Here is a 15,425-nt window from a genome sequence, read left to right as displayed (position 1 = left end):
TACTGTGTGAGACTTGATACTTCTGCTTTATGGCAAGCCCCGAAGGACCCACCCGCATCGCGCATCAAGCGCCCACACTTATCGGCTGTTAATTTTTAAAGATCGATCCGCTAAACCCGCAGCGCCTACTTCAACCACCCGGCACCGCTTCGTTCTGCGTCGCTGCGTCTGCAGCAGAGAAACGAGATTATGGCGATCGGACCTCAGGTCGTCAACCCCCTTTCGTGAATTTTCTTGCAGAGATGATTCGTACGACGCGAGGAACTTGCCGTCCCTATATATGGGAAGGGAAAGCGGCGGAGCGCGCCGTGTGAAAACCCGCGACTTACTCTATAGTTAAAGGCTTGCATTTAGCCCAGTGTGCGCCCATATACGTCTACGTCGGCGCTCCGTCTGGCCCGCTACCAATGGGATACAAGCGGAACTGCGACAAACGTGCATCACTAATTAGTGGGTCCCCATGAGCGCGAAGGCGCAACCTCGTATATAATGCGAGCCGCGCGAATTTCGCATTTTTCTATCGGCCCGCTTCGAGCGGGCTCATCTTTTTGCTCTCCAAGAGCACAAGCCAAACAACCGCGTTGAGTCACTCAGGTGATGTTGAGCCATGCTCGAAACGCCTGACGGTCGCGTCTTGCGTCTCATAGCGAAGCCTCTAGAGGAGAATACGTGAACCCTTTTGATCGCGAAGATTCGCAACACGAAAACGCCAGCTACACAGCCAAAGCCCCGTCCGGCCGCACGGCCAAGGGCAAGGCGGCCGGCAAAGCGATCCCCGTTGCAGCAGAACTGGCGCCGCAACAAGCCGAAGAACGTCAGCGTCAGATGCGCGCGCTGATCCAGCTGGGCAAGGAGCAAGGCTACCTTACTCACGCTCAGATCAACGACCACTTGCCCGATAACTTCGCGCAAACGGCAGCGATCGACAGCATTGTCAGCGCGTTCAACGACATGGGCGTGCAGGTCTATGAACAGGCCCCCGACGCAGAAACGCTGCTGCTCAATTCGAACGCGCCCGCCGTGGTGTCGGACGATCAGGCAGACGAAGAAACCGAAGTCGCGTTGTCGACGGTCGACTCCGAGTTCGGTCGCACGACCGACCCGGTGCGTATGTACATGCGCGAAATGGGCGCAACCGAACTGCTGACGCGCGCAGGCGAAATCGCCATCGCGAAGCGCATCGAAGACGGCTTGCATGAGATGGTCCAGGCCATCGCCGCCTGCCCGCTCGCGATCTCCGCGATTCTGGCAAGCGCCCAGCAGGTCGCCGACGGCGAACTGCGCATCGACGAAATGGTCGACGGTCTGAATGAAGAGACGGTCGCGGCGGAAGAAGAAGCGGCCAGCGCAGACACTACCTCCGATGACGACGCCGACAGCGACGACAACGAAGACGAAGATAGCGACGACGACGTCGGCCCGGCAGATTCGTCGGCGGCGGACGAAGCGCGTTTGAAGCAACTCACGAACGACTGCCTCGAAATTTTCGCCAAGGTCGGCATCCTGTCCGACGAGATGAACGCTTCGCATACGCGCGGCGACGTCAGCTCGAAGGCCTACCTGCGCGCTCGCGAAGAAATTCAGCAGCACCTCGCGAAAATCCGCTTCACCGCCCGTACGATCGACCGACTGTGCGGCGACGTGCAGCACCAGGTTGCGCAAGTTCGCGCGATCGAACGGAACATTCTGCAAATCGTCGTTCAGAAGAGCGGCATGCCGCGCGAGAAGTTCATCGAGTCGTTTGGCGGCCACGAAGCCGACCTCGGCTGGACGGAGCGCGCAGCACGCGGCAACTCGACGTACGGTCCGGCGCTCGAGCGCCATCTGCCGGCCATTCAATCCGAACAGCAAAAGCTGATCGAGATCGAAGCCACGGTTTCGCTGCCGCTGAAGCATCTGAAAGAGATCAACCGCCAGATGGTCGCGGCTGAGTCGAAGATGCGCAAAGCCAAGAGCGAGATGATCGAGGCGAATCTGCGTCTCGTAATCTCGATCGCGAAGAAGTACGTGAACCGCGGCATGCTGTTCCTCGATCTGATTCAGGAAGGCAACATCGGCCTGATGAAGGCGGTGGACAAGTTCGAATACCGTCGCGGCTGGAAGTTTTCGACGTATGCAACGTGGTGGGTTCGTCAGGCTGTGACGCGTTCGCTCGCAGACCAGGCTCGTACGATCCGCGTGCCGGTGCACATGATCGAAACGATCAACAAGCTGAACCGCATTTCGCGCGAAATCTTGCAACAGACGGGTATGGAAGCGCATCCGTCGGTGCTGGCGGAACGCATGGAACTGTCGGAAGAGAAGGTTCGCGGCATTCTGAAGATCGCGAAGCAGCCGGTTTCGATGGAGACGCCGGTAGGCGACGACGGCGACGCTACGCTCGGCGACATGATCGAAGATTCGGCGGCTTCGTCGCCGGCCGACGCGGCGATGCAAGCCGACTTGCGCGCCGCCATCGACGACGCGCTCGACTCGCTGTCGCCGCGCGAAGCGAAGGTGCTGCGTATGCGCTACGGCATCAACACGAAGTCGGACCACACGCTCGAAGAAGTCGGCAAGCAGTTCGACGTCACGCGTGAGCGGATTCGTCAGATCGAAAGCAAGGCTATGCGCAAGCTGATGCACCCGAGCCGCGCTGACCGTCTGAAGTCGTTCCTCGACCGCTAAGCTAGCCGTTCAGTTAGCGATCGCGCTTGCCGTGCGTCATGCACGGCAAGCGCAGTTTGTCTGCTCTTCCGCTTTCCGCTTTCCGCTTTCCGCTCTCCTGCTCTCCGCTCTCCTGCTTTCCGCTCTCCCCCCGCGTCGCCCCCCTCCGCTTTTCACCCTCTGCATCAAATTAATAGCGACACAAGGCCGCCAACTGTGATGCCTGCTGCGAGCCAACGTCCGGCTGTATAGAACGGATTGCCATCGGATTCCGGCTGGTCCGGCCGTTCGAGACCGAGCGAGCCGTACGCGAACGACTTCACCGCCGAGATGTCCGAAGCCGCCCCGTTGCCTCCTGACCTATCGCTCGCGGTACCGTCCTGCGTCGTATCTCCCGTTGCAGCGGTTTGAGACGCCTGAGTGGCGAGCGCTGCGCCGTCCGCGGAGATGTTGACAGCATCGTCCTGCGAAGATGTTCCGGATGTACCGGTCTGCGCGACAGAGTCGTTCGCGGCGGGCGCGCGGTTCGTCGTCGCGGGCGCCGCTAGCTGCGTCGTCGTTGGCAACGTACTGTCGATTTGCATAGCTACCTCCTTCATGTCGCTCAAGGCACGCGTCGCGCCATCTACTGCGGAACGCGGGGTCGTCGTGTATCGGCAAAGCATCGGCGGCTCACGCAGCGGGGCAACGCGCAATGGGTCATAAGGCCTATCGACGGCGGTTAGCTGGAACTTGAGCTCTGGTAAGACGCGGTAAGCCTGCCTCGACGTAGCGCTGCATCGCGCCCCTCTCCAGTCGCCCGACTGGCGTCAAATGTGCCCACATCCCTCTACGGCAAAGGGCAGCGGCAAGGGCGACGGCAGACGACAACGGCAAACGGCACCGACACCGACACCGACACCGACATCGAGATCGACATCGAGATCGACATCAGCACCAGCACCAGCACTGACAACAGCACAGCACCCGCGCCATCACCATCACCATCACCATCACCATCACCATCACCATCACCATCACCAGCACCAGCACCAGCACCATCACCATCAACAGCACCATCACCATCACCATCAACAGCACCATCACCATCGCCATCGCCATCGCCATCGCCATCGCCATCGCCATCGCCATCACCAGCACCAGCACCAGCACCAGCACCAGCACCAGCACCATCACCGATCGAACCACAACCCGCCCCACCCAAGCACATCCCCGCCGCCGGCCAGGCATAGTCGTTGCGCGCTTTCTGCACTGCACACCTATCTTTCACGAGGAGCACATCATGACCCCGCTCGATCCCCAAAATTCGGCATCCGCCGACCTATCTGGCGCACCTGGCGCACCCGGCGCAAACATAGTTGGAATGGGCGTGGGCGAAGGCCCGGGCCCCGATGTGATGGCTGCGTCGACGCTCGACGGCAACAAGGTGATGTCGTCCGATGGCGAACATGTCGGCAAAATCTCCGACATCATGCTCGACGTGCGCGGTGGGCGAATCGCCTATGCGGTGTTGTCGGCCGGCGGCTTTCTCGGCATAGGCGACACGCTGCATGCGATACCGTGGAGCGCGCTCACACTCGACACCGACGATCGCTGCTTTGTGCTCGACGCACCCGTCGAGCGAATCAAAAACGCACCCGGCTTCGACAAGGATCACTGGCCGTCGATGGCGGATCTGCAATGGGGCGCGTCGGTGCACGCGTACTACAACCGTTCGCCGTATTGGACGGCGACGCGCGACGTGGTGGAGGATCGGGAATCGGAATCGAACCTTTGACAAACGGCACGCAAAGCGACCCAAACCACCAATGATCCAGCGCCGCTTCAGGGAAAGAGCGGCGCACCGGGTCAGCGCTTTAAAGCGCCCACCCCTCTACGATTAAACAGTCGTCACGACTTGTTGGCCAAACCGCTATGCCTCTCTCCACGCGCACCCGGTTTCTTGGTAGCAGCGTAACGGAATGAACCGAATGAACCTCGTGCATCGGCGAGTCCATCAAGCCAATAGGAGCGGCCCGCAAATCGCCCACCTACCCACTTACCCACAGAAATTGTTCCTAAGCCTGTGGACAACCTGCGCATGACTCACCCAAATCATTGAACGCATTGAATTTCCTACCGGCGCTCTGAACAAGTCGCACATTTCCACCTCACGGCACCACAAACCGTTTGACGAGCGTCAGCTCCCCCGCCTTGCGCATCGGCACCCGGATCGTTTCGCTCTTTTCATCCGGCGTGTTTTCATTTGTGATGATCGTGATCTGGGCAACCGTCATATCGCTGCCGCTCTCACCGCTGCCGTAATAATTCACAAAAACCAGATACGTCCCCTTCAGCGGTGCCGCAGACGAATAAATCTCCGGCCCATAACCGGTCGTCACGTCGACATCGAGCGCGCCGCCGTTGGGCGCGACCCGGTCGCCGTACCACGTGTGGACGCCATCGGGCGACACCACATGCAAATCCAGATCGGTGCCGTCGGTGTCCCACGCGAGCAACACGCGTAGCTTCGGCTGGGTCTTTCCGCTGTACCCGTCATAGAACTGCACGCGTTTGCGGCTGCCGTCCGGTGCACGCAGTTCGACACTATTGCTGCCGGACGGAAACGCGTAAGGCCGCGAAAACTTGCCGTCTTCCTCCACACGTTGCGGCAACGGCGTGCCGTCGACCACCAGCGTGCCGACCGACGTGCCCTTTTTCTTCGGCGTATTGCGAATCTGCCCTTCGATCAGCGCGAATTTCGACTGCCCCTCTGGCGTCGACACCGACACCGCCGGGTAATGCACGTCCTGCGTATAACGCTCGCTATCGCCGCTCGTATTGCGCCAGCCGTTCAACGGCGCAGCGACGTCGATATCGCTCGCGTGCGCCGCTGTCGTGGCTTGCAGGCACGCGGCGACGAGCAGTCGGCAAGCCGCTTTTATCCAAGCCGTCGTATCGCACTTCATCGTCAATGCTCCCATCCTGCTGTCAAAGTCGCTCGCTTTTCACGAGCATCAGATCGCCGATCCCGCGCGGCGGCACGACCATCGCCCCATGCCGTCATGGCATCTTTCCGTTGAACACCTGCGTCGATGCCCTCGTGATTGCGTCGCGATCGCGCACTCTGGAGTACGCCGCGACGAGCTGCTTGCCCTCGTTCGTCCGCGCGCTATAGCGCCAGTCGCCGAATGCGCCGCTCAGATCGCCGGTTGCACTGCCCGCGGCGCTATCGGCGGCGGTTGCATTGAGCGGCGCGATGGTCGTCAGCAGCAGCGTGATGGCGAGAGCCACCACCACGCGACCGCGCTCCCGGCACTCAAAAGCCGGTTGCCGGCACACCGCTAAAAATGGACGCGTAACGTCGTTCATTGGATCGGATTATCGGTACGGATCAGCGTGCGCGCGGTGCGTTCGACGAACCCTTCGTCGAGCCCGCGCGGATGATGCTGAAAGGCGAGGTGCAGATATTCATGCGTCAACGCGATACGGTCCTCCTCGGTCTGCAACCGGTACACGTAGACGCGATTGCGCTGCGCGTCGGCATAAGGGCGACCTTCGCGCACTTCGCACACGGCTGGCGGATCCGGCGTCTCGTAGCCGGCCGCGCCGTCGAGCCGCTGCTCCCACGCGGACGCGTTGCGTTTCAACCAGGCCTGCGCACCCGCCACCGCGATGCAGTCGCCCGATAAGGGGCTCAGAAACGAGGTCAACGTCGCCTGCGGCCACGTGCGCGCGAGGATCGTGTCGAAGGTGAGACCGCTTTGCCCTGACGCCTTCGCGGCGAGCCAGCTCATCTGGCCCGGCGCGGCCTTGTCGTGGTGATACTGAACCGGCACGCCGGTCAGCACCAGAGCATCGGTCAGATCGGCGGCATGGCGCGCGGCAGCGGTCGGTTCGCGCGGCAGGACGCGCTGCGTGCTACTGCTATCGTCGATACGGAAACAGCCATGGTCGTGGTTGCCGTGCTGGACGACATAAGTCCGCGCCGCCACCGCCAGCGCCTTGGCCGCTTCCGGCTGGCGCGTATCGCCTTCACGCTCGACCACCCGCGCGACATAATCGTTCATACCGAACCGGCCGACCACTTGTGGCGCGCCGCCCGCGTCCCGATCGAGCCGCAGTTCGCCGCGACTCGTCACCCGCGCCCAGTTGCCGTTGATAAAACCGACCCGGAAATCGCCATGCAGCGGCCCGTCCGGCGCCACGGCGGAGCCTGTGTCGCCCAGCACTTCGCGAATCGGGTAGCGGCTGAAGAAATCGACAAGCACGCAACCACCGTCATCCGGTACGGCAATCGACGTCAGCAGCGGCGCGATGCGCGGCGCGGCGGCCGCCAGCACGCGGGCACTGCCGCCCGGCCCACCGAGCCACACTGGCGTGCCGTCGACAAGCCAGCCCGCCGCTCCGCCCACCGATGCGCCTGGCCGTGTCGCATCCGGCATCGTCCAGGTTTTTGCCCGCAACACGCTGCCGTACAGCGACACCGTGCCTTCGCCGCGGCCGCTCGTGAGCACCGACACCAGCGTGCTTGCCGCCGCCTCACGCGGACGGGCGGGCATGGCCTGCAATGCCGCGAGCAGATCGATCACGCGCACGCGATGCGTCGGCGTCATCGAGCGAAGATCGCGCAACCATGCGGGCGCGTGAGCGGCGCTCCAGTATTTGCGCCAGTCGGCTGCATCGAGTTGCAGGCGCGCGGGTTCGAAATACAGCCCGCACGATTGCACCAGCGCATGCTCGCGGTCGATGTGCCCGCCGGTCATGCAGCAATACACCTCGTCGCGGTCGCCGCCATTGCACGTGTAATCCGTCGTCGCGATGTTGCGGTCCACGAGGTAGCCATAGACGAATAGCTTCCACACGCTGCCAAGTTCGGTTTCAAGCGACGCGGGCAACGGTCGCGCGGATTGTGGCGAGAGCCCCGGCGCGGCGCCCCCAGCGTTAGCGTTAGCGTTGGCACCGGTCTGCCAGAATTGGCTCTGGCCGTCGCGCAGCCAGGCGAAGCTCAGCAGTTGCGCGGAAGACGACGCGGCTCTCGGCGTGGCGGCGCCCGCGTTCACTGCGATAGCGCGATCCGAAGCAAAGCCCGCGTTTGCCGCCAGTCCGTTAGCGGTCGACTCCGCCGCATGCGTGAGCGTGGCGTTAGCCACGCAGCCCACACTCACGCTGAAGGCGAGCGCGATCCTTAGCGTCATCGCCAGACAATCGCGAACCGGCCAAAGCGTGCTGAACATAGCGTCTCGCTTACTGAATGCGCATCGTCGTCACGCGGTCGCTCCTGCCGCCCTCAAACGCTTTCGCATCCGGCTGATACATGCGGAAATAGCGTGCGGGCGGCAACCCAAACGTGCCCGGCAACGCGAAGCGCACCAGTTGCCGCAACGTGACCGGCCGATCGAGCAACGGCACCGGCTGATGATAGGAAAGCTCGCCCATCTCATACGACGCCGCGCGCTGGAACGGCTGCGGTCCGCTGCCGCCTTCCTTCAAACCCGGCAGACCGTCGATCGACACGCCCCAGCTCGTCGCCTCGACATCGCCGCCCGGCGGCAGCGGCACGTCGAGCAAACCGTAGTGGTAGGCATTGCCCGAGCGTGGCGTGAGCGTCACTTCGTCGACGTACAGTGCGTTGCTGTCGATCGCATCGCCCGGCTTCACCAGGCGCGCGGTGAACGAAGCGCGTCCCAGCTGACTCCCGGCGGGCGCGGCTTTCTTCGGGTCCGCGGCTAGCGCATCGAGCGGTTCGAGCTTGTAGAAACGGCGCTCGACCGTGATGTTCAAACGGCTGTTCTCGCTCGTATGACTGCGGAACGAGACGAGCGCGTTGACATCGGTACGGGCAACGTCCGCGTCGAGCGTGGTCGGCACCGCGGCACCGGTCCACTTGTACAGCGGCGTTCCTGTCGCCGTCGCTGCACGCGTCCAGCCCGCGCCTTGCAGTGAGGGTAACGACGCAGCCGCGACCTCGCCGCCGAGTGCCTTGCGCAGCCACAACAGCGTCAACGCGCGATCGAGCGTCGGGGTGTCGGCGCTGCTTTTCGCGAGCAACGCGGATGCGTCGATCGCAACACCGCCGCCATCGCCCGACATGAACAACAGGCTCTGTACGAGCGGCGCATTATCGCCGCTCAGCGCAACACGCGCGGCGCTCGCCGCAGCGTCGAAGCCATCCGGTAATTGCGCGTTCGTACTGCGGGCCATGTTTGCGATCAATAGCGTCGCCATCTGCTTGCCGCGCGACGAGTCGGCTTGTGCGAACACGATGCTATCCGAGGCGCCATACGTCCCGTTATGCGCGGGGGTCTTCGCTGCCGTGACCGCCGCGTCGCTGATCAGGTCGGACGCCACGCCCGACACTGGCGTGGCGACCGGCAAGCCCATCTGCTGCATGAACCACAGCGCCAGTGCACGCTGCAGCAGCGGCTCCTTTGCGCCCGCATCGCGATACACGTCCATTGCGTGCTGCCAGTTATCGGCGGGCAGCGTGATGCCGAGACTGCGGCTCGCGAGCCAGTCCGCGTAGTACGCGTAGGCCGTAATCAGCGCGCTGCCGCCCGTGGTATCGCCCCACCAGCCAAACGTGCCGCCGACACCCGCAAGCATCGCCAGCCGTTGTCGCTGGTTGCGCAGCAGTGCTTCGAGCCCTTGCGCCGAACCCGCGTTATCGCCGTGACCGATTGCGTCGTGGGCAAGCGCAAGCGGAATCAACCGGCTCGACGTCTGTTCGGCGCAACCGTACGGATAGTCGATCAGATCGTCGGCGACGCGCATGAACTGGCTCGCCGCATTGCCGATGAAGCGCACGCTCACATCCTGCGCATCTTGCGGCAGATTGAGCGGCGCATTCGAGCCGTCGAGCGCCACTGTGTTCTGATGCAGATCGAGCCAGCCGCTTGCATCGAGATGAATGGTGGTCTGCAGACGGTCGACGTCCTTGCCCCCGCTGCGCAATGTCGCGTTGATCACGCCGGCCTTCAGCGCGCCAGTCGGCAGACGCAGATAGTTCGCGCCGCGCCTGAGCGTGACCTTCTGGTTCAACGACAAGCCGCCGCCATCGACGAGCCATTGCGCATCCAGATCCGCGTCGGTCTGATTGAACGCAATCATGTCGATGGCCGGTTGATCGTCGGTACGGAAATGCGACGGACCGCTCCATTTCAAATAAAGCGCCTTGTCCGAGCGCACGTACGCGGTCCGCTGACCGACCATGCCGTCCGGTGCTGCCGCGCGCACGGTAATGCGCCAGCGCGCGAGCGAGTCGGGCATTTTGAACGTCATCGTGGCGTGACCGCTCGCGTCGGTTTTCAGGTTACCTTCCCACGCGGCCGTGTCCTGATCGTCACGGCGCGGGCGTTCGAGCACCTTCACGCCACGCTCGTTGTAGTTGGCGCGTTGCGGGCCGCCCGGCGCGCCCTTCAACGGCGAACGCGCGAGGTCGTAAGTGATGAACGACAAACTCGACGACGTGCGCACGTTGTTGCGTCGCGGGTGATAGAAAAAGTCGACGATGTTCGGCGCGATTTCCGGCTGCAGCACGTAGACCATTTCATCGACCACGCTGACCGTCAGATTGGCCGCTTCGGGCTTGCCGTTCAATGTGCTGTCGAAGTTCAGCGTGACCGTATCGCCAGGACCATATACCGGCTTGTCGCTTTTCACGTTCAGTTCGATCTGCGGTTGCGCGACGACGATCCCCGCGTTCTGAAACACATATTCGCCAGCGTGCACGTACAGCACCGAGAACGTCATATTCGGCGCGAAGTCGGCATCGACCTTGATGCGCGCCTTCCATTGCGACGGCGCCACCTTTTGCAATTGCAGCCAGTCGCCGCCGGCGCTCAACAACGCGCGACGTTCGACGTTGTCGCGCTCGAGCGTGAGCAATGCATCGTCGACCGGCATCGGAAACGTGATCAGCGCTTCAGCGGTATCGCCGATGTGGTATTTGTCGCGATCGAATACGATTTCAACGCTGCCCGGGATCGCCTTCAAACCATCGCCCGCCACCCAGTGGCTGGCGGCAGCGAGCAGGTTACCGCTGGCGTCCTTGACCGACAGCATGTATGAACCGGGTGCATCGAATGTCACCGGGAACGACAGCTTGCCTGGGCTCTTGGCCGCTCCGGATATCGCGCCTTCGCCATGCGTTTGCGATTCAAGCCGCGTCCATTCCCACTTCGACGGCGGATGCGACGACGCGTCCACTGCGCCGAGCGCCTGCAAATCGAAACTGACCGCCTCCTTCGGTTGCGAGAACGACTTCGCCGTCGTCAACCGGTACGGCGTTGCACCGCGCGCGATCAGCACTTCGCGCGTCACGCGCACCTTGTACGCAGCCCCGTCCTGCGCGAACAGCGTCAACGCATAGCGGCTCGGTTCCGTCGCGGCGGGCAGCGTCAGGCTCGCATTGCCGTCGCTATCGGTCTTCAACTCCTGCTGGTCGAGCTTGACCGGGAACAGCCCCGCGTACCGCAATTCACCATCGACAATCGTCACTTTCTGCGCGCGCAACGTGACCGAGATCTTGCTGTCGCGCACCGGCTTGCCATCCGGATAACGCAATTGAATCTTGCCCTTCAGCGGCTCGCCGGTCGCATAGTCGGCCTTATCCATCGACAGGTCGACGTCGAAATGCGGCTTCACATAGTCGGCGACGCGAAATGCGCTGCCGTATACATCGCCGTTGTAGTCGAAGCGCAGCGTGTAGCCACCGGCGGTCGCATCGGCGGGCAACGTGAATGCGGTATCCGCGCCGGTGTCGGACGCGAAATGCACTTTGCTGGTTGCCACCGGCGCACCATTCGGATCGAGCACGTCGAGCTTGATATCGGCCTCGGCAGGCGCGGACGATTGAGTCGCGTTCTGGAACGTGCGGCCAATAAACTTCACGTGCACCGGATCGCCTGGCCGGTACATCGGCCGGTCGGTTACTGCGTAGATCTTCGTGTTGTAGATCTCGCTGTCGTAATAGAAGTTTTCGGAGACGAACACACCGCCCTGTGGATCGACGCCCAGCACGTAGCTGCGTTCGGGGCTCACGTGTTGCAGCACCAGCGCGCCATCGCTGGCGGTCGTGCCACTCTGCAATATGCCGACGCCGTCGGTCCAGCTCACGTCTGTATTGGGCACGGGCTTGCCGTTATCGCGCCGCGTGGTCCACACCAGCATCCCGCTCGACGCCGCCTTCACGACCGCCACCGTGTCCGACACGAACAGCAGCGTATGCGCGCGATAGTTACCGATCACCGCTTCGACGATATACAGCCCCGGCGGCAGCTTGCCGACCGGAATCATCACGTTGCCCGAACTGGCTTCGATGAAATTACTGCTACTGCCTTCGAGATTCACGCCCTTCGGCGGCTCGATCACTTTCGCGTCCCAGATCGGGTAGCGGAAGCGCGCGACCACGTCATAGCCTTTCAGCGGCGCGAACTGCGAATTCTGTTCGAAATGCGTCGGCGCGCCGGTCTGATTGCCGAGCTTGAATTGCGGCGCGGCTTCGGTCGCCTTGCTGCGCGTCGCGAACGACAGCACGCGCTGCCACGCACGGCGCGCTTCGGTGTACCAGCGGTCCCACAAATACGCGAGCGTGTTCGCAAGCCCTTCGCCCTGATAATTCGGCGCAACATTCAGCCGATGCAGATTCTTCTGCGCCTTCAGAAACTCTAACGGCTTCGGCACGCGATACACGACGATGTCCGCGCCGCCATACCCTTGCAGCACATCCTTGAAATCGCGGCCGGGTGCTTCGAGCCGCACCTGCGCGAGTTGATCGCTGCCGAAGCTCGCGTCGGACAGCAGGAAGAACGGCTGGCCGTCGATCTTCTGCCAATCGAAGTTGCTCGACGGCGCCGTTTGCAATGTCGGGTTTGCAGCGATACTGGCATCGGCGGTGCTGCTCGACGATGCGTCGTCATCGGCGTAAGCGGATGGCGGTGTCGTCGCAAGCGTCAGAACCGCGAGCAACGCCACACACGTGAATGCCGTGCGACGACGTGCACGACCAAGCCAGCCGCTCGATGAGATGACGGAATTCATTCGGGTCATGGTGTCAAAAAGTCCAGACGAAACACGCCAACGAAATTCGGATTGCCGTCGAGCGGCTGCCAGCGGGAATCTTTCCATTGCATCAGGTCGGAAACGGCGACGGCACGCAGACCGGTATCGGTCGGCGTCACGGTGCCTGTGTGATAAGCGATGTAGCGATCCAGCCAGATCATCAGATGCTGGTCATCGCCCTGATCGAAGAACAGCAGGTCGCCGGGGAGCGCCTGGTTGACATCCTTCGAAACAAACCGGCTGTTGCGTTGAATCAGTGCGATCGCCGATGCGTAGGCACCGGTCGAACCGTCGAGTTGGGTCCAACGATTGGAGATCGTGCGTTGCGACGCGGACAGTTGCAACTCGGGCGGCATGCTGCTGCTGTCCGCGAGACCGGTCATGCCGTTGGCACGCAGCCACTTGCTGTCGTGCGGCTTCAACGTTTCGCCGACCGCGAAGCGTACGAGGCCCGCGCAATCGCGTTGGGTCCAGCGTGGTGTCGGGCCGCGTCGCATTTGCTGATCGACGATGCGCACGAACCATGCGCGAAACGCTGCGGACTGCTGGGGGGTGAGCGCGTCGGGGTCGGCCGAGGCGGTGGCGGCTGTGAGCGCGTGCGCATAAGGGGTGAGGCTTGCCAGCGCGGCCCCGGAGACGGCACGCGCAAGCCATGCGCGGCGCGCAGCGGCGGGCTCGTGGCTGACGCGCGGCGCAGCCCTATCCGCTGCCGGCACCGCAGGAGAAACGCGAACGTGGCGCACTCAATCGCCCTCGGTGCCAGGCTGATCCGCAGGCGCATCCGGCGCACCCGTGCCCGCATCCGGCGCAGCCGCGTCGCCCTTCGCGCGATCGAACCACCACTGCACCGGCACCCATCCCGCCGACTTCGGCAGGTTCGGCGGCAACGTCAGCGAAACCGGTGGATAGTGCGCGAGCGCATGCAGCTTCGGCACCAGGTGAGTTCGCGACGCGTTGCGGAACACCGCTTCCTGATCGACCGGTAATGCCGTTGCGGCCTCACGTTCGACCAGCGCCGCCGCCGACGACGGCGTCAGCGTCAGAATCGTTCGAGGCAAGCGCTGCGGTGCGAGCGTATCGGCGAGCGCCGGGTAGCGCTTGTCGAGCACCGCGAGCGTGTCATCCACCAGGCGGCTGTCGGGCGAAAAAATCAGATAGCCGTGCGCGAGCGCGAGCGTCACGGGGAAATAACGTTCCGCCGACAACTGCGACGCGAACGACGCCTTGCTGGTCAGCGCCGTTCCCGAACGCGCACTCACCGGGCGTTGCCACACGGTGACATCGGCGCTCGGCTCCCGCGTGGTAACCGGCAACCGGAGATAACCCGAATCGGCGCCGTCAGCTTTCGCAGCCTTGACCTCGTAAGCGCCGATCACATCGCTAAAGGTCTTGCCGAGCGCGCCCTTCAGCGCGGCGCTGCCCGCCGCGTCCTGGGTCTTCACACGGGCGACGAACACCGGCGCGACCAGCGTCGATTTCGCGTACCAGCACACCGCCGCAGGACCCGCGAGCTGATCGCCGATCGCAGCCGCGCCGTCCGCGCCACCGGCATTGGCTGTCACCTTGCCCAGCAGATTCGACGCTTCTTTCCAGTCCGCCGGCAAGCTCGTGCAGGCGGCCGGATTGGCGGGCAACGCGCGCCACAAGTCGGCGCTGTTCCACTGCTGCGGCAGCTTGTCCGGGTCGATCAGCGCCGAGGTCTGCCAGGTCGCGGCGGCGTTGCCGTTGCCGTTGCCGTTGCCGTTGCCGTTGCCGTTGCCGTTCGATGAGAAATCAAAGCGCAGCGCGTTGAGACCCGAGAAAAACGCCTGATAACCAAACGACAGGTAATTCGCCGACACCACCACCCGGTGGCCCTTCGGCGCATCCCCAACTGCATCGAGCTGATAGGCGCCCGGGGCGTCGTCGTGGCCTGACGACAGCATTCCCGACACGGCATCGGCGCGCTCGCTCAGCAAACCGCCCTTTTCGTCGAGCAGCATGCCGGGTGCAGACAGCACCACGAGGCGGTCGTCTTTCGTGGCGAACAGCAGCGTGCGGCCGACCGCCAGCTTCAGTGCGTAGACGGGCACATCGCCGGAAAGCTTTGCGACCTGACTCAGTTGCGAGTCACTCGCGGCGACGTTGCCGATGCCTTGCAGGAGTTTGGCGAGGCCGTTGCGATGCATCGACATCAGCCAGTAGCCAGGACGGCCATCTGGCGAACGCCACAACAACACGTGCGCGGGTTCGTCGAACACGCGGCGCATCAATTCGTCGCGCCAGTCGAGTTGATGTTCGAACGCGAGACGCCGCAGCGCACCCTCGGCGGATAACCGCGTATTGTCCGATTCGTAATAGTCGACGAAGTCTTGCGTCAGAACGTCGTGCAGTAGTGGCACACGCAAGATATCGCGCGGCAAACGCGACAGCGCTTCACTGTCGATTACCACGTCGGGGCGATGGATATCGAACGCGAGTGCTTCAGTGCCGGTCGCTTTGCGATGCGCAAACGGCCGCCACACTGCCTGAATAATCACGCCGGCCACGACCAGAAGACCGACTATCAGAATTGCCATCTTTTTACGCGACATCTTCATCTGCATTCTTCTTCTGGTTCGATGCGACGGTAATAACGTGGATGCCTGACGGATTAAGTCTTCTAAATCAATCGCCGCGGGCAGCGATGATAGCCGAGTTTTTTGACAGGAAACCAGCGATGGTCTGTATTTGACAATCTATAAGGCTTCCGGAGTTTG

Annotated in this window: 10 protein-coding genes; 2 read left to right on the top strand and 8 right to left on the bottom strand. The window is 62.8% G+C overall.

The window, feature by feature from the left end; all coding sequences use genetic code 11:
- The first annotated feature begins 669 nt into the window (after positions 1 to 669).
- The gene (gene rpoD / locus LMG28727_RS33485) at positions 670 to 2,667 is read left to right on the top strand and encodes an RNA polymerase sigma factor RpoD (RefSeq protein WP_201646587.1); all 1,998 of its coding nucleotides are present in this window, start codon (positions 670 to 672) and stop codon (positions 2,665 to 2,667) included.
- A gap of 164 nt (positions 2,668 to 2,831) precedes the next feature.
- Here rpoD and LMG28727_RS33480 read toward each other — a convergent pair whose 3' ends face one another.
- Entirely contained in the window at positions 2,832 to 3,230 is a 399-nt protein-coding gene (locus tag LMG28727_RS33480; RefSeq protein WP_201646586.1) for a hypothetical protein, read from the bottom strand.
- Between the two features lie 346 nt (positions 3,231 to 3,576).
- Positions 3,577 to 3,834, bottom strand: coding sequence for a hypothetical protein (locus LMG28727_RS33475; RefSeq protein ID WP_201646585.1), 258 nt, complete (start codon positions 3,832 to 3,834; stop codon positions 3,577 to 3,579).
- Positions 3,835 to 3,928: 94 nt separating this feature from the next.
- Here LMG28727_RS33475 and LMG28727_RS33470 point away from each other — a divergent pair, with 94 nt between their 5' ends.
- On the top strand, positions 3,929 to 4,423 hold the full coding sequence (locus tag LMG28727_RS33470; protein ID WP_201646584.1) for a PRC-barrel domain-containing protein: 495 nt from the start codon (positions 3,929 to 3,931) through the stop codon (positions 4,421 to 4,423).
- A gap of 373 nt (positions 4,424 to 4,796) precedes the next feature.
- Here LMG28727_RS33470 and LMG28727_RS33465 read toward each other — a convergent pair whose 3' ends face one another.
- The 6 genes from LMG28727_RS33465 to LMG28727_RS33440 all read right to left on the bottom strand — a co-directional run bounded on the left by LMG28727_RS33465 (position 4,797) and on the right by LMG28727_RS33440 (position 15,266).
- On the bottom strand, positions 4,797 to 5,594 hold the full coding sequence (locus LMG28727_RS33465; RefSeq protein WP_201646583.1) for a YfaP family protein: 798 nt from the start codon (positions 5,592 to 5,594) through the stop codon (positions 4,797 to 4,799).
- Positions 5,595 to 5,688: 94 nt separating this feature from the next.
- A complete protein-coding gene (locus LMG28727_RS33460; protein WP_201646582.1) occupies positions 5,689 to 5,925 on the bottom strand; it encodes a hypothetical protein in 237 nt (78 codons plus the stop codon).
- A 68-nt stretch (positions 5,926 to 5,993) separates the two neighbouring features.
- A complete protein-coding gene (locus LMG28727_RS33455; RefSeq protein WP_201646581.1) occupies positions 5,994 to 7,862 on the bottom strand; it encodes a DUF2300 domain-containing protein in 1,869 nt (622 codons plus the stop codon).
- Positions 7,863 to 7,872: 10 nt separating this feature from the next.
- Positions 7,873 to 12,675: an alpha-2-macroglobulin family protein gene (locus tag LMG28727_RS33450; protein WP_407945896.1), complete on the bottom strand. Its 4,803-nt coding sequence runs from the start codon at positions 12,673 to 12,675 to the stop codon at positions 7,873 to 7,875.
- Entirely contained in the window at positions 12,672 to 13,403 is a 732-nt protein-coding gene (locus tag LMG28727_RS33445) for a DUF1175 domain-containing protein (RefSeq protein ID WP_201646589.1), read from the bottom strand. Before LMG28727_RS33445 ends, LMG28727_RS33450 begins: the two co-directional genes overlap by 4 nt.
- 27 nt (positions 13,404 to 13,430) lie before the next feature.
- The gene (locus tag LMG28727_RS33440) at positions 13,431 to 15,266 is read right to left on the bottom strand and encodes a DUF2138 domain-containing protein (protein ID WP_201646580.1); all 1,836 of its coding nucleotides are present in this window, start codon (positions 15,264 to 15,266) and stop codon (positions 13,431 to 13,433) included.
- Positions 15,267 to 15,425: the final 159 nt, after the last annotated feature.

Origin of the sequence: Paraburkholderia metrosideri (assembly GCF_904848625.1) — a bacterium.
Taxonomy (GTDB): domain Bacteria; phylum Pseudomonadota; class Gammaproteobacteria; order Burkholderiales; family Burkholderiaceae; genus Paraburkholderia; species Paraburkholderia metrosideri.
The sequence above is the reverse complement of the archived record's forward strand: the minus strand, read 5'-3'. Positions and strand labels throughout refer to the sequence as shown.